Raw genomic sequence first — 14,982 nt, 5'->3', positions numbered from 1 at the left:
GGCAGCCCTAGTCCAGGTTGGCGAAGAGCGCGGTCGGGGCGTCGGCGCCGCCGGCGGCCAGCTCCTCGAACTCGGTGACGCCGTCGATGGACAGGCCCATCGAGACGTTGGTGACCCTCTCCAGGATGACCTCGACGACGACCGGCACGCGGTACTCCTGCGCCATGGCCTTGGCCTTCTCCAGCGCGGGCGCGATCTCCTCGGGGTCGAAGACGCGGATCGCCTTGCAGCCCAGGCCTTCGACGACCTTGACGTGGTCCACGCCGTAGCCGCCGACCTCGGGGCTGTTGATGTTGTCGAACGACAGCTGGACGCAGTAGTCCATGTCGAAGCCGCGCTGCGACTGCCGGATCAGGCCGAGGTAGGCGTTGTTCACCAGGACGTGGATGTAGGGGATGTTGAACTGCGCCCCGACCGCCAGCTCCTCCATCATGAACTGGAAGTCGTAGTCACCGGAGAGGGCGACGACGGTCTCGTCCGGGACCGCTGTGGCGACCCCCAGCGCGGCCGGGACGGTCCAGCCGAGCGGGCCGGCCTGCCCCGCGTTGATCCAGTGCCGGTCCTTGTAGACGTGCAGCAGCTGGGCTGCCTGGATCTGGGACAGGCCGATGGTCGAGACGTAACGGACGTCCTTGCCGAACGCGCGGTTCATCTCCTGGTAGACCCGCTGCGGCTTGACCGGCGTGACGTCGAAGTTGGTCTTGCGCCACATGGTCGCCTTGCGGTCGCGGCAGGACTGCGCCCACGCGGTGCGGTCGGCCAGGCGGCCGGCCTCGCGCCGCTCGCGGGCCACCTCGACGAAGAGCTGGAGGGCTGCCTTCGCGTCGGAGACGATCCCGTAGTCGGGCGCGAAGACGCGGCCGATCTGGGTCGGCTCGATGTCGACGTGCACGAACGTGCGGCCCTTCGTGTAGGTCTCGACGTCACCGGTGTGGCGGTTGGCCCAGCGGTTGCCGATGCCGAGGACGAAGTCCGACTCGAGCATGGTGGCGTTGCCGTAGCGGTGGCTGGTCTGCAGCCCGACCATGCCGGCGTTGAGCTCGTGGTCGTCGGGGATGGTGCCCCAGCCCATGAGCGTCGGGATGACGGGCACCCCGGTCAGCTCGGCCAGCTCGACCAGCAGGTCAGCCGCGTCGGCGTTGATGATGCCACCGCCGGCGACGATCAGCGGTCGCTCGCTGGCGGCCAGCAGGTCGAGCGCCTTCTCGACCTGGGGACGGGTGGCAGCCGGCTTGTAGGTCGACAGCGGCTCGTAGGTCTCGACGTCGAACTCGATCTCGGCCATCTGGACGTCGATGGGCAGGTCGATCAGCACCGGGCCCGGGCGTCCCGAGCGCATCAGGTGGAAGGCCTGCTGGAACGTGCCGGGGACCTGGGCCGGCTCGAGGACCGTGACCGCCATCTTGGTGAGCGGCTTGGCGATCGAGGCGATGTCGACGGCCTGGAAGTCCTCCTTGTGCAGCTTGGCGACCGGCGCCTGGCCGGTGATGCACAGGATCGGGATCGAGTCGGCGCTGGCCGAGTACAGCCCGGTGATCATGTCGGTGCCGGCGGGACCGCTCGTGCCGACACAGACGCCGATGTTGCCGGCCTTGGCCCGGGTGTAGCCCTCGGCCATGTGGGAGGCGCCCTCGACGTGGCGGGCCAGCGTGTGGTGCAGGCCGCCGTTGGTCTTCATCGCCTTGTAGAAGGGGTTGATCGCTGCTCCGGGCAGGCCGAAGACGTTCGTCACCCCTTCCTTCTTGAGGATCTCGACGGCCGCTTGGGCCGCGGTCATGCGTGCCATGGTGGTGCTCCTGGGTTTGCTGTCCCCGGTTCGATGTAAAGGCGCCGGTGAATCCCGGCAGGTTTACATCGAATGGGAGGAGTGGAAAGGAAGTTCGGGAAGGGTCAGGGGGTCTGACCGGAGAGGCGCTGGACGCCGCGCAGCAGGGCCGAGTGGTCGAGGCCGCCGTCGCCGTTCGCCCGGGCCGAGGCCATCAGCTGGGCGACGAGCCCACCGAGGGGTACGACCACCCCCGCCTCACGCGCGGCGCTGGTCACGATCCCGAGGTCCTTGTGGTGCAGGTCGATCCGGAACCCCGGCTCGAACGACTTCTTGGCCATGTTGTCGCGCTTCTGGTCGAGCACCTTGGAACCGGCCAGACCGCCGCCGAGCACGTCGAGGGCAGGTCCGAGGTCGGCGCCGTACGCCTCGAGGAAGACCACCGCCTCGGCCAGCGCCTGGATGTTGGCCGCGACGATGAGCTGGTTGGCGGCCTTGACGGTCTGTCCCGCGCCGTTGCCGCCCACGTGGACGATGGTCTTGCCGACCGCGTCGAAGAGCGGCTTGGCCTCGGCGAAGTCCTCGGCCGAGCCGCCGACCATGATCGACAGCGCGGCGTTCCTGGCGCCCGCCTCGCCGCCGGAGACCGGGGCGTCGAGGAGCCGGAACCCCTTGGCCTGTGCGGCCTTCGCGAGCTCGACCGTGACGTCCGGGCGGATGCTGGAGAAGTCGATCACCAGCGTGCCCTCCTTGGCGTTGGCGAAGACGCCGTCCTCGCCGAGCAGCACGTCCTGCACGTCGGGGCTGTCGGGCACCATGACCGCGACCACCTGGGCGTCGCGCACGGCATCGGCGACCGATGCGGCTGCGGTCCCACCGGCGTCCACGAGCGGCTGGGTCTTGTCGGGGTGCAGGTTGTAGCCGATGACGTCGTGCCCGGCGTCCTGGAGGTGGACGGCCATGGGGCTGCCCATGATGCCGAGTCCGATGAAGGCGATGGTGGTCATGTCGTGCTCCTTGGTCGTGCGGTTCGAGGTATTCGGGGACCGGAATCCGGTAGGTGATTACCTCGAATGCGTGGGAGGGGGTGGTGGCGAGGGTCAGGCGCCGCGGCGTTCGCGCGGCAGCCAGCCGAAGCTCTCTGGAGTGGTCGCGGTGGTGGGCTTGTACTCCAGACCCACCCACCCGGCATACCCGCTCGCGGCGAGGGCGCCGAGGTGGCCCTGGAGGTCGAGGTCACCCGAGCCGGGCTCGCCGCGACCCGGCGCATCGGCGATCTGCACGTGAGCCGTGTGGCCCGTGTATGCCGCGATGGCCGCGTCGAGGTCGTCGCCGTTGGCGGCCAGGTGATAGAGGTCGAGCAGGAAGGCGACGTTGCTCGCTCCTGTGGCCCGCACGTCGTCGACGACAGCCACGGCGTCCGCCGCGGTGCGCAACGGGTAGGGCTTGGGGCCGCTGACCGACTCGACGAGGACGGTCGCCCCGATCCGGTCGGCTGCCTTGGCGGCGAACGCGATCGACTCGCGGCCGAGCTCGTCCTGCTCCTGCGCCGACACCCCCTCGACCCGGTTGCCGAAGAGGGCGTTGCAGGCCGAGACACCCAGTCGCTCGCCGAGGCCCACGGTGACGTCGACGTTGTCGCGGAACTGCTGCACGCGGTCGGGGATGGAGAGGACTCCACAGTCCGGCCCGGCCAGGTCGCCCGCGAAGAAGTTCAGGCCGACCAGCTGCACCCCGGCGTCCTCGACGGCGCCGGCGAACGCGTCGACCTCGCGGTCACCGGGCACCGGCTGGTCGGGCCACGGCCACCAGAACTCGACGGCGTCGAAGCCTGCGGCCTTCGCGGCGGCGGGCCGCTCGAGGAGCGGCAGCTCGGTGAACAGGATCGAGCAGTTCACCTCGTAGCGCAGTCCGTGGTCCGTCACGATGATCTCCTTTTGGCGTTCACGATAATTCCGTATTGTGGAAGTCATTTTCCAACTAGTGAGAGAGTAAGACTCATCCCGTCGAGGCGTCAAGACCGGGCAGGCTGGCGTCTCAGCGGGTGGCGGAGATATATCCGGCCGAGTCGCGGTGCCGGGCGAGCAACCGCTCCCCTGCCGAGACCGCCTGTGCCGCAAGCGATTCCTCGTCGGCCGTGACGAGCCGGTCGCGGGACACGACGGGTCTGCCGCCGACGAGCAACAGCTCCAGTGGGGGCTGCGAGCCGAGCACGAGGGCAGCCACCGGGTCGACGACGCCGGCATGACCCAGGCCGTCGAGCCGCCAGAGGGCGATGTCGGCCTGCTTGCCGACCTCCAGGGAGCCGATCTGGTCGTCCCAGCCGAGCACCCGGGCGCCACCGATCGTGGCGAGCTCGAGTGCGTCACGCACTCCGAGCGCCTCCGGGCCGCCCCTGGCGCGGGCGAAGAGCAAGGCGTGACGCGCCTCCTCGACCAGCGAGGACGCCTCGTTCGATGCCGCGCCGTCCACCCCGAGCCCGACCGGCACTCCAGCATCACGCAGGTCGCGGGTGCGGGCGATGCCGGCGCCGAGGCGGGCGTTCGACGACGGGCAGTGGGCGACGCCGGTGCCCGTGGCCGCCAAGGTGCCGATCGCCGGGTCGTCGAAGTGGATGCCGTGCGCGAGCCACACGTCGTCGCCGAGCCAGCCGAGCGACTCCAGGTAGGCCAGCGGGCTGAGCCCGAACCGCTCCGCGCAGTAGCGCCCCTCGTCGACCGTCTCGGCCAGGTGGGTGTGCAGCCGCACCCCACGGTCGCGGGCCAGGGCCGCCGACTCGCGGAGAAGGTCTGCGGTCACCGAGAAGGGCGAGCACGGGGCGACCCCGATCCGCAGCATCGAGTCGGTTGACGCGTCGTGGTGGGCGTCGACCGCGGCCGCCGTCGCGGCCAGGATCGTGTCGAGGTCCTCGACCACGTGGTCGGGCGGCAGCCCGCCCTGGCTCTGACCGAGGTCCATCGAGCCCCGGGTCGCCAGGAACCGCAGGCCGATTCGCCGCGCAGCCTCCACCTCGGCACCCAGGACGTCACCACCCTGGGCGGGGAAGACGTAGTGGTGGTCCATCGACGTCGTGCAGCCGGTGCGCGCGAGCCAGCCCAGGCCTGCTGCTGCAGCAGCACCCACGACGTCCTCGTCGATGCCGCCCCAGACCGGGTAGAGCTCCGTCAGCCAGCCGAAGAGCGTGGCATCGACCGCGAGACCGCGCGTGGCCCACTGGTAGAGGTGGTGGTGGGTGTTGACCAGGCCCGGAGTGGCCAGGCAACCCGTGGCATCGACCACGTCTGCTTCGCTGCCATCGTCGACATAGCGACCCGCAGCGACGGCGACGATGCGCGTCCCTTCGACGACGAGGTGGCCGACGGCGTGCTCCGTGCGAGCCGGGTCCATCGTCACCACCGTGCAACCGTCCAGGACCTTCCGGGGGACGGCCGACATGGTCACGACCCCCGGTAGGTGGAGTAGCCGAACGGGTTGAGCAGCACCGGCACGTGGTAGTGCTGGTCGGCGTCGGCGATCGTGAACACCACGACCACCTCGGGGTAGAACGCCTCGACCCCACGCGCCGAGAAGTAGCCACCCGAGGCGAACCTGAGCCGGTAGTCGCCAGCTTCCAGGCGCTCCGGGCCGATGCTGCCGACCCGGCCGTCCCCGTCGGTGATGCCGTCGCCGAGCACGTCGTTCGAGAGGCCCGTTCCCGCAACGGACTCCAGCACGACCGTGATGCCGGCGGCCGGCTTCCCGAGACTGGTGTCGAGGACGTGCGTGCTGAGGGTTCCCATCAGGAGGCCACCTGTCGGAGTCGGAGCAGCGCGATCTCGCGCAGCTGGGTCACGGTCTCTTCACGCTCGGTGTCGTCGTCGTTGCCGAGCCGACGGTCGAGCTCGGCGAGGATCTCGGGCGCGGAGCGACCTGCCGCCCGGATGAGGAACACCCGGTCGAAACGTGCTTCGTATGCCGCGTTGCCGGCCGCGAGAGCCTGCGCCACCTCGGCGTCGGCCGGGTCCACCCCGGCCTGCTCCCGCGCGCTGGCGGCCGCGTTGTGGTGCGGGCTGGCGGCGCGTTCGCCGATCCGCGGGTGGCCGGCCAGCGCCGCCTCCAGCTCCTCGTCGTCGAGGTGCTGGGCGGCGGCGCCGGCGGTGGCTTCGAGGTCCGGCCACGCGGCATACGGTCGGCCGTCGCGGACGGCGGCCACCCACCTGGGCACCGGGAGGCACGCGGTCAGCTGCTCCTCCAGCTCGGACGCGGGCAGCGCGTTGAGGCGCTCCAGGGTCATCGACCCTCCACGAAGCGGGTCCGGGCTGAGTGGATCGGGTTGGCGTCGGCCACGAGGTCATCAAACCGGTAGCCGGCGATCTTGGCGATCTCGACGAGGGCCGAGGCGTGTTCCTGGGCCTGGGAGTTGTTGAGCCGCTCCCACCCCGTGCGCACGACCTGGTCGAACGAGTCGCGGTCGCGCACACACGTCACGAGGGGGAAGCCGAACCGGTCGCGGTACTGCGAGGTGAGCTCGGCCAGCTCGCCGTGGCCCTTCTCGTCGAGCCGGGTGAGCCCGAGCGAGGACTGGTCACGCAGGGAGTCGGGCCCCTCGTCGCCCTCGGCCACGCTGTCGGCACCGAGGTCGGGGTAGGAGTCGATCAGCTGGCGCTGCTCGTCCTCGTTCGCCGAGAACAGCGCCTCCTGGAAGGCCCGCCGCAGGTCGCTGGTGTCGCTGAACGGCCGCGAGTCGTAGGCGCGCTCGACCACCCACCGCGGGCCCTGGAAGAGGCTGCCGAAGGTGTCGGCGAAGTCCTCACGGGACATCTGGTTGACCTCGTTGAGCCGCACGAGCGCACCGGGCGCACCGGCCACGGCCGGACCACGGCTCGAGCCGACGTGGTGGAACAGGAAGTTGAGGACGATGGCCGTGATCGAGCCGAGCGTGATGCCCGAGCCCAGGATGATCTGGGCCCAGTCCGGCACCGCCTTGGCGACGTCGGGCTGCGCGGTGACATACATCGCGAGGCCGACCGCGGTCGCCACGATGACGACGTTGCGGTGGTCGTGGAAGTCGACCCGCGACAAGGTCTGGAAGCCCACCACGGCGACGGTCGCGAACATCGCCAGCGCGGCGCCGCCGAGCACCGGGTGCGGGATACCCGCGACGATGGCACCGGCCTTGGGGATCAGGCCGATGATGATCATGATCAGCCCGGCGGTGGCGACGACGTAGCGGCTCTTGACCCGGGTCAGTCGCACCAGGCCGACGTTCTCGGCGAAGCAGGTGTAGGGGAAGGAGTTGAAGACGCCACCGATCGTGGTGGCCAGGCCGTCGGCGCGCAGGGCCCGGGCGATGTCCTCCTTGCCGACCCGCTTCTCGACGATCTCTCCGGTGGCGAACACGTCACCGGTGGTCTCGACGGCGGTGATGAGCATGACGACGATCATCGAGATGATCGCGGCCGCCGAGAACTTGGGCCAGCCGAAGTGGAACGGCGTGGTGACCCCGACCCAGCCCGAGCCCGACACAGAGTCGAAGTGCGCGTCGCCGAGGATCCACGCGATGACGGTGCCGACCACCAGTCCGATGAGGACGGCCACGGTCGCCATGAAGCCCTTGAAGATCCGCTGGATCGCGACGATGAGGGCCAGCGTCCCGAGGGCGTAGGCGAGGTTTCGTCCGCTCGACGGGTCGAGGGTCGGGCCCGCGCCACCAGCCGCATCGGCGGCGGCGACCGGCAGCAGTGCCAGGCCGATGATCGTGATCACCGAACCGGTGACCACCGGCGGGAAGTAGCGGATGAGCTGGCTGAAGTAGGGAGCCACGAGGAAGGTGGACAGCCCCGCCACGATCACCGCCCCGTAGATGACCAGGAGGCCGTCGGTGCCGCCCCCGGCGGCCATGCCGATGGCGATCATCGGCGAGACGGCGGTGAACGTGACCCCTTGCAGGAGAGGCAGTTTCACGCCGACCTTCCAGAACCCGACGGACTGGATGATGGAGGCGATGCCGCAGGTGAAGAGATCGGCGTTGATCAGGTGGATGAGCTCCTGGGTCGACAGGCCGATGGCGCTGGCCAGGAGGATCGGCACGATGACCGCGCCGGCGTAGAACGCCAGCACGTGCTGGAAGCCGTAGATCGCGAGCTTCGGGATGGGCAGGACCTCGTCGACCGGGTGGCGGGAGGCGCGCTGGGACTGGGGTGTTGCGGTGGCTGCGCTCATGACAGGCACCTTTCGGGAGGCTCCGGGAGGAGGGGGTGCAGGAGGAGGGCGTGCGGGAGAGGGCGTGCTGGACGTCGTGACCGGCCGGTGGGGGTCCTTGCGGCTGTGACGCGACGCGGGCGGTCAGGACGTGGTGCGGTGCTGTGGTGCTGTGGTGTGGCGCGGTGGTGTGGCGCGTTGGTGCGTCAGTGCATCAGCAGAAGCCGGGCACGGTGAGCCAGGCGTCGCCGGCGTCGGAGCCGTTCTCGCGCTGGACGGTGGCCTCGATCAACCCGTAGGGACGGTCGGCGGCGATGAACACCTCACCCGGGTTGTCCAGCCCGAACGGGGCGAGGTCGACCAGGAAGTGGTGCTTGTTGGGGGCGGAGAACTTGATCTCGGCGACCTCCGGGTGGGCCGCCAACACGGCGGAGCCCATCGCGTAGAGGCTCTCCTGCAGCGCGCGGCTGTAGGTGGTCGCGAACGTCTCGAGGAGGAGGGACCGCACGTCGTCGAACGACTTGTTCCAGTCCACGCCCTCGGTGGTCTCGTAACGCCACCGCGCCACGAGCGAGGTCGCGAGGATGCGGTCGTCGGTCTCCTTCAGCGTCGTGTACTCGTCCTTGAGGTAGCCCTTGAACTCCGAGCCGGTGGACTTGAGGACGACGAGGTCCTTCACACCGGAGACGACCCAGGCGCGCGGCTCGGCACCGCTGCGGTCGCGGGTGACGACGGTCGTGCGTACCTCGCCACCCCGCTTCACGAATGCGTGGTCGTGACCGGTGCCGCCGACCTCGATGCGGTCCCAGGCGTACTCCTCGACCTCGATCCGGCTGGCGCTCGCGGCGGGTGTCACGTCGAGGAAGCGCTGGCCGAGGGTGAGGGCGTAGTCCTCCGGGGAGGTGACGCCGTGCTCCTTGGCGAAGGCGAAGGCGGTGTTCTTCTGGGTGTCGGTGGGCAGGACGTTGGCCTGGTCACCGGTGGTGTGCGCCTCGGTGAAGTCGCCGCGCAGGGCGGTCGACACGTTGAGGTCGCGGATCTCGTGGCGGGCGGTGTCGCGGTAGACGCGGACGACTCGGTTCTCCGCCTTGCCGTACTGGTTGGGTCCGAGGACGAAGCTCATGGTGCTCCTTGCGGTGCCCGTCGACCCTGGCGGGTCAGGCGTGGGTGGCGCGGATGGCTTCCCGAGCGATTCGAAGATCTTCCGAATGGTGGAAACCTGTTTACGAATGATGGAACCATAAATGCGATGGTGTGACCCAGTCAACAGTTTGTTGAAAAGTTGTCGCCTCAAAAGTTCGGTGCCCTTGCGACGAGCGGTCGCCGAGATCCCAGGGATGGGTATGCCGCGTCAGCCGGTGGGCTCGGCCGCCGAGTCGCGGATCCGGTTCAGGTAGTTGTAGACGGTGAAGCGGGTCAGGCCCAGCGCCTCCGCCACGGTCTCCGCGCTACGGCGCATCTCGAACGCCCCGCGCTCCTCCAGCAGCCGCACGGCGTGCTGCTTCTCGGCGCGTGGCAGGGTGGCCAGCGCGCCACCGAGCTCGCGCTCGACGTCGGCGATGAGCCGCGACAGCCCGTCGGTGAAGTCCGTGGCACCAGCGACCGGCGCAGAGGCGGTGACGGCGTCGACGTCCCCCAGGGTGAGCGTCACCCGGGTCGCTCCGTGGGACATGGCTTCCTTGAGCGCCGCGGCCACGGCGTCGACGACCACGTCGGCCTCGCCCTCCACGGACGTGCCGAGCGGTCCCAGGTCGGGTGACAACCCGGCATACCTCAGCGCGTCGGCGGACGCGGTGACGTGCGCCGGCAGCTGGTCGTCCTCGCCATGGAACGGCTCGGTCGTGAACTCCACCCGCACGCGCATGCGGCCAACCTACCCGCGCGCCCCGCTGAGGTCAGCGACGTGGCGTCAACGAGGCGAGGAGGGACGCCAGGCGGTCAGGCGGGCGAACGACGGGCCAGGCGGTCGATGGCAGCGCGGTCCAGGCCGGTCAGGGCCTGCACCTCCTGTTCGTCCGTGGCACCACAGTCGAGCGCCCGGACCACGAAGTCGGAGAGGGCACGTGCCGTGGCCGGCTCGTCCATGACGCCCGAATCCACTTGTCCCACATAGTTCTTCAGGCGCTGGCCCGCCGCCGGCAGACCTTCGCGGTAGAAGGCGTAGGTCGCGAGGAACCGGCTCGGCAGCTGGGCCGGGTGCAGGTCCCAGCCCTGGTAGTAGCCGCGCTCGAGCGAACGTCGCACCAGCCGTCCGTGCAGCCGCCAGGCCGCCACGACCTGCTCGTGGTCGCCGACGGGCAGCACGTTGGTCGAGCCGTCGGACAGGTGCACGCCGGTCCCCGCAGCGGCGACCTGCATGACCGCCTTGGCATGGTCAGCCGCTGGGTGCTCCATCGACTGGTAGGCCGCCGCGATGCCGCAGGAGGCGGAGTAGTCGTAGGTGCCGTAGTGCAGCGAGGTGCAGCGGCCCGACGAGGCGTGCACCATCCGGGCGACCAGGGCCGTGCCGTCCGGCCCGCCGATGGCCTGGGGGGTCTCGACCTGGATCTCGAACCGGATCGCCCCGGGGGCCAGCCCGACGCCCTGCTCGAGCTGCTCGCAGGCGACCACCATCGCCTCGACCTGGTCGACGGACGTGACCTTGGGGAAGGTCACCACGAACCCGTCCGGCAGCCGCCCGTCGCGGGTCACCGCCTCGACGAACCGTGCGAACGTGCGCAGGCCGCGCTGCCGGGTGGGGGCCTCGAAGCTCTTGAACCGGATGCCGTTGAAGGCGGTCGCGGTCCCTGCGTCGACGGCGCGCAGGAGCGCCGCGGCCGCGGCGTCGACGGCCGCGTCCTCCTCCTCGTCGGACCGCGCGCCGTAGCCGTCCTCGAAGTCGATCCGCAGGTCCTCGATGGCCTCACGCTCGAGCTTGTCCCGCACCCGCTGGAGCAGGTCGGCAGCGAGCGTCGGGGGCAGCCCGAACGCGCCTGCCACCCCGTCGGCGCCACCGCCGTGCTCGTCGAGGGAAGCGACCGCCTCGGTCCGCCAGCGCCCGACCAGCTCGGAGTCGTAGCGGTCAGCCGGCACGTAGACCGTGTGGACCGGCTGGCGCACCGGTCGCTCGCCGGGGAAGCGCGTGGCGAGGTCGGCATCGGCGTGCCGCAGGCGCTCGTCGAGGGTCGCGCCCAGGGCAGCCAGGTCGACGGTCACCGGGTCGCCGCCTCGCGGCTCGTGGCGGAGCCGGTATGCCGCGCGGCCTGGTCGGCGTGCCGCCCTCCGGCCGCCTGTCGCACCGCGGCGGCCACGGCTGGCGCGACGTCGGCGTCGAAGACACTGGGCACGATGTAGCTGGCGTTGAGCTCGTCGGGGTGGACGCAGTCGGCGATCGCCGCCGCCGCCGCGATCATCATCTCGTCGGTGATGTCGCGGGCACCGGCGTCGAGCAGTCCGCGGAAGAAGCCGGGGAAGGCAAGGACGTTGTTGATCTGGTTGGCGTAGTCGGAGCGGCCCGTGGCGACGACCGCGGCGTGGTGGCTTGCCGCCACGGGGTCGACCTCGGGGTCGGGGTTGGCCATCGCGAAGACGACGGCCCGGTCGGCCATGCCCGCGATGTCGTCGCCGTCGAGCAGGTTCGGCGCCGAGACGCCGATGAACACGTCGGCCCCGCGCAGCACCTCCTTGAGCGTCCCGGTCGTGCGGGAAGGGTTGGTGTTGCGGGCGATCCAGCCGCGGAACTCGTCCGCGTGGTCGGCCTCGGGATCCAGGGCGCCGCGGCGGTCACACCCGATGATGTCGGTGGCACCCTGGGCGTCGAGGAGCCGGACGATGGCGTGTCCGGCGGCACCCACCCCGGAGACCACGATCCGCACCTCCTCCAGCTTCTTGTCCACGACGCGCAGGGCGTTGCGCAGGGCGGCGAGGGTGACGATCGCGGTGCCGTGCTGGTCGTCGTGGAAGACCGGGATGTCGAGCTCGTCGCGCAGCCGGGCCTCGATCTCGAAGCACCGCGGCGCCGAGATGTCCTCGAGGTTGATGCCGCCGTAGACCGGGGCGATCGCCTTGACGATCATGATGATCTGCTCGGTGTCCTGGGTGTCGAGGCACACCGGCCACGCGTCGACCCCCGCGAACTGCTTGAAGAGCGCCGCCTTGCCCTCCATCACCGGGAGCGCCGCAGCAGGCCCGATGTTGCCGAGCCCCAGCACCGCGGAGCCGTCGGTGACCACGGCGACGGTGTTGCGCTTGATGGTGAGGCGGCGGGCGTCCTCGGGGTTCTCGGCGATGGCCAGGCAGACGCGGGCCACCCCGGGGGTGTAGGCGCGGGACAGGTCGTCGCGGTGCTTGAGCGGCACCTTCGGCACGACCTCGAGCTTGCCGCCGAGGTGGAGCAGGAAGGTGCGGTCGCTGACCTTGCGCACCGTCACCCCAGGGACGGCGGCGATCTGCGCAGTGATCTGGTCGGCGTGGTCGGCGTCGGAGGCATTGCAGGTCACGTCGACGACCAGGTGGTCACTGCGCGACTCCACGACGTCGAGGGCGGTGAGCGCCCCTCCGGCCGCGGCCACCGCTGCGGCGATGACACCGGTGGTGTCGATCGCGACAGGCGCCTGGGCCCGCACGGTGATGGAGTATCCCGGACTCGGTGCTGACATCACTCGACCTCAATCTTCCACAATGCGGATTTCAATTTCTGTTCAACGGAACTCTAGAGCGATTCGGGCCCTCAGAACAACCCTGTCCCCGGCCAACAGCTTTATCGGGTCTGGCAACAACGTTGATCTTCGCTCGACTTCTGAACCGGAGTGAAGGTCAACGTTCCTCCTAGACCCGATAAAGCTGCGAGGGGGCCGGATAGATTTCGTCCGTGACGACGACCGAGCTCGATGGTGGCACCGAGCGGGGACCCCTGCCGCCGCGGGCGCTGATCGTCACGCTGCTCGGGCTCTACGTCCGCGAGTTCGGCGGCTGGATCAGCGTCAGCGCCCTGATCCGGCTGATGGCCGCGGCCGGGGTCGACGACCAGGCCGTGCGCTCGTCGCTGTCGCGGCTCAAGCGCCGGGGGATCGTCGAGGCCGAGCGCAGGGACGGCGTCGCCGGCTACGCCCTGTCGGAGTACGCCCGCCACGTGCTCGAGGTGGGCGACCGCCGCATCTTCGCCCGCCCCGAGCCACAGTCCCGCGACTGGGTCGTCGTGGTCTTCTCGGTGCCCGAGTCCGAGCGCCAGAAGCGGCACGCCCTGAGGGCCCGGCTGGCCTGGCTCGGCTTCGGCACCGTGTCCTCCGGCGTGTGGATCGCTCCCGGCCACCTCGCCGACGACGCGCGGGACGTGCTCGTCGCCAACGGGCTCGACCTGTACGTCGACCTGTTCCGCGCCGAGTACGTCGCGTTCGGCGACCCTGCCGACAAGGTCGCCCAGTGGTGGGACCTCGACGCGCTGGGCCAGCTCTACACGGACTTCCTCGACGCCCACGAGCCCGCGCGAGCGAGCTGGGCTGCGCAACCCGAGGTCGAGCCCGGGCCCCAGGCGTTCGCCGACTACATCCGGGCACTCACCGCGTGGCGACGGCTGCCCTATCTCGACCCCGGCCTGCCGACCGACCTGCTGCCCGCCTCGTGGTCGGGCACTCGGGCGGCTGAGACCTTCTTCGAGCTGCACCGCCTCCTCGCAGAGCCGGCGCACGACTTCGTCACCGCGCAGACCGGAGCCGCTCGTCCGGGATGACCGCGACGCCGACGATCTCGATCAGGGCCTCGGGCTGCCAGAGCGCAGTCGTGCCGATGCCGGCCATCGCGGGGTAGACCGGGCCGGCCAGCTCACGCCAGGCGCGACCGATCTCACGCCCGTGGGCCTGGTAGTCGGGGATGTCGGTCAGGTAGATCGTGATGCTGACGAGGTCCTCGGGGATCCCGCCGGCCTCGGCCAGGGTGGTGAGGACGTTGGAGAACGCCTGCCGGAACTGCTCGACGATGCCGCCCGGCACGATCTGCATCTGCGCGTCGAGGGCGGTCTGCCCACCGAGGTAGAGCGTGTTGCCGCTCAGCGTGCCGTGCGAGTAACCGCTCGGTGCGGCCAGGGACGCGGGGTTGACGGGTACGGGGGTCAGCGGCTGGGCGGACATCGAACCTCCAGGGTCGGGCTGGGCGTGCTTCGAGCCTAGCCCATCTATTGACCTTTGGCGACGATCGTGAAAATCTCGCTATATGCAGTTCGGCACCGTCGCCCACGAGGGGACCACCCATGCCGCGGCCCGCACCGCCGACGGCTGGCGGGCCCTCCCGGCCGCCGACCTGTCCGCCCACCTCGCCGCGGGCGGCACCCTCGGCCCGGACACCCCGCTGGGCGAGCTGCTCCCCGGGGCCGAGCCGGTCGCCCCGCTCCCCCGGCCCGGCAAGGTGATCTGCTGCGGGCTCAACTACGGCGACCACATCCTCGAGACCGGGCGCGAGCTGCCGAGCCACCCCACGCTGTTCGTGAAGTACGCCGACAGCCTGGTCGGCCCCGTCGACGACGTCGCGCTGCCCGCCGGCACCGACGTCGACTGGGAGGCCGAGCTCGCCGTGGTGGTCGGGGCGACGATCCGGGGCGCCGACCGCGCGACGGCCGCCGCCGCGATCGCCGGCTACACGGTCGCCAACGACGTGTCGGTGCGCGACTGGCAGTACCGCACGCTGCAGTGGTTCCAGGGCAAGGCGTGGGACGACTCGACCCCGACCGGCCCCGTCGTCGTGAGCCCCGACGAGGTCGACCCCACGCGGGGCCTGACCATCACCTGCCGCGTCAACGACGAGGAGGTGCAGCGCGACACGACGGCCACGCTGGTCTTCGACTCCGCCGACCTGCTCGCCTACATCTCGACCTTCACGGTCCTGCGCCCCGGCGACCTGGTGCTCACCGGCACACCCGGAGGAGTCGGCGTCGCCCGTGACCCCCAGCGGTTCCTCGCCGACGGCGATGTCCTCGAGACCGAGATCGAGGGGATCGGCCTGCTACGCAACACGATCCGCCTGACCAAACCAGCCTGACAGCCCGACCGACCGACCTGTCCGACCGG

General features: G+C 70.4%; 13 protein-coding genes and 1 pseudogene. 2 read left to right on the top strand and 12 right to left on the bottom strand.

The annotated features are described in order from the left end of the window. Positions 1 to 7 precede the first annotated feature (7 nt). From gcl to ASG91_RS05870, 11 genes and pseudogenes are all read right to left on the bottom strand, one after another. Positions 8 to 1,786 carry a glyoxylate carboligase gene (gcl, locus tag ASG91_RS05920; RefSeq protein ID WP_056921660.1) on the bottom strand — a complete coding sequence of 593 codons (1,779 nt, stop codon included), beginning with the start codon at positions 1,784 to 1,786 and terminating at the stop codon, positions 8 to 10. 104 nt (positions 1,787 to 1,890) lie between these two features. Next, a pseudogene (locus ASG91_RS05915) lies at positions 1,891 to 2,784 on the bottom strand (2-hydroxy-3-oxopropionate reductase); the annotation flags it as partial. Positions 2,785 to 2,865: 81 nt separating this feature from the next. Next, entirely contained in the window at positions 2,866 to 3,675 is an 810-nt protein-coding gene (locus ASG91_RS05910) for a hydroxypyruvate isomerase family protein (RefSeq protein WP_200961245.1), read from the bottom strand. Positions 3,676 to 3,802: 127 nt separating this feature from the next. Further along, positions 3,803 to 5,200: an 8-oxoguanine deaminase gene (locus ASG91_RS05905; protein ID WP_056921657.1), complete on the bottom strand. Its 1,398-nt coding sequence runs from the start codon at positions 5,198 to 5,200 to the stop codon at positions 3,803 to 3,805. 2 nt (positions 5,201 to 5,202) lie between these two features. Further along, positions 5,203 to 5,544 carry a hydroxyisourate hydrolase gene (uraH, locus tag ASG91_RS05900; RefSeq protein ID WP_056921656.1) on the bottom strand — a complete coding sequence of 114 codons (342 nt, stop codon included), beginning with the start codon at positions 5,542 to 5,544 and terminating at the stop codon, positions 5,203 to 5,205. Continuing rightward, entirely contained in the window at positions 5,544 to 6,038 is a 495-nt protein-coding gene (uraD, locus tag ASG91_RS05895; RefSeq protein WP_056921655.1) for a 2-oxo-4-hydroxy-4-carboxy-5-ureidoimidazoline decarboxylase, read from the bottom strand. The genes uraH and uraD (ASG91_RS05895) overlap by 1 nt, the downstream gene beginning before the upstream one ends. Beyond that, positions 6,035 to 7,966 (bottom strand): 2-oxo-4-hydroxy-4-carboxy-5-ureidoimidazoline decarboxylase, encoded by a 1,932-nt coding sequence (gene uraD / locus ASG91_RS05890; RefSeq protein ID WP_056921654.1) that lies wholly within the window; start codon positions 7,964 to 7,966, stop codon positions 6,035 to 6,037. Before uraD (ASG91_RS05890) ends, uraD (ASG91_RS05895) begins: the two co-directional genes overlap by 4 nt. A 193-nt stretch (positions 7,967 to 8,159) precedes the next feature. Beyond that, positions 8,160 to 9,068: a factor-independent urate hydroxylase gene (gene pucL / locus ASG91_RS05885; protein ID WP_056921653.1), complete on the bottom strand. Its 909-nt coding sequence runs from the start codon at positions 9,066 to 9,068 to the stop codon at positions 8,160 to 8,162. Positions 9,069 to 9,296: 228 nt separating this feature from the next. Then, positions 9,297 to 9,809: a helix-turn-helix domain-containing protein gene (locus ASG91_RS05880; RefSeq protein WP_056921652.1), complete on the bottom strand. Its 513-nt coding sequence runs from the start codon at positions 9,807 to 9,809 to the stop codon at positions 9,297 to 9,299. A gap of 74 nt (positions 9,810 to 9,883) precedes the next feature. Further along, positions 9,884 to 11,140: an aldolase/citrate lyase family protein gene (locus tag ASG91_RS05875; RefSeq protein ID WP_056921651.1), complete on the bottom strand. Its 1,257-nt coding sequence runs from the start codon at positions 11,138 to 11,140 to the stop codon at positions 9,884 to 9,886. Further along, on the bottom strand, positions 11,137 to 12,582 hold the full coding sequence (locus tag ASG91_RS05870) for an NAD-dependent malic enzyme (protein WP_056921823.1): 1,446 nt from the start codon (positions 12,580 to 12,582) through the stop codon (positions 11,137 to 11,139). The genes ASG91_RS05875 and ASG91_RS05870 overlap by 4 nt, the downstream gene beginning before the upstream one ends. 212 nt (positions 12,583 to 12,794) lie before the next feature. Here ASG91_RS05870 and ASG91_RS05865 point away from each other — a divergent pair, with 212 nt between their 5' ends. Continuing rightward, the gene (locus tag ASG91_RS05865; RefSeq protein ID WP_157606109.1) at positions 12,795 to 13,652 is read left to right on the top strand and encodes a PaaX family transcriptional regulator C-terminal domain-containing protein; all 858 of its coding nucleotides are present in this window, start codon (positions 12,795 to 12,797) and stop codon (positions 13,650 to 13,652) included. Here the strand turns inward: ASG91_RS05865 and ASG91_RS05860 are convergent. Continuing rightward, on the bottom strand, positions 13,618 to 14,049 hold the full coding sequence (locus tag ASG91_RS05860; protein WP_056921649.1) for a RidA family protein: 432 nt from the start codon (positions 14,047 to 14,049) through the stop codon (positions 13,618 to 13,620). The genes ASG91_RS05865 and ASG91_RS05860 overlap by 35 nt on opposite strands. Positions 14,050 to 14,131: 82 nt before the next feature. Here ASG91_RS05860 and ASG91_RS05855 point away from each other — a divergent pair, with 82 nt between their 5' ends. Next, positions 14,132 to 14,953 carry a fumarylacetoacetate hydrolase family protein gene (locus tag ASG91_RS05855; protein WP_056921648.1) on the top strand — a complete coding sequence of 274 codons (822 nt, stop codon included), beginning with the start codon at positions 14,132 to 14,134 and terminating at the stop codon, positions 14,951 to 14,953. The last annotated feature ends 29 nt before the right edge of the window (positions 14,954 to 14,982 follow it).

It is taken from the genome of Phycicoccus sp. Soil802 (assembly GCF_001429605.1).
Classification (GTDB): domain Bacteria; phylum Actinomycetota; class Actinomycetes; order Actinomycetales; family Dermatophilaceae; genus Pedococcus.
This window is presented reverse-complemented; position numbering and strand designations above follow the sequence as displayed.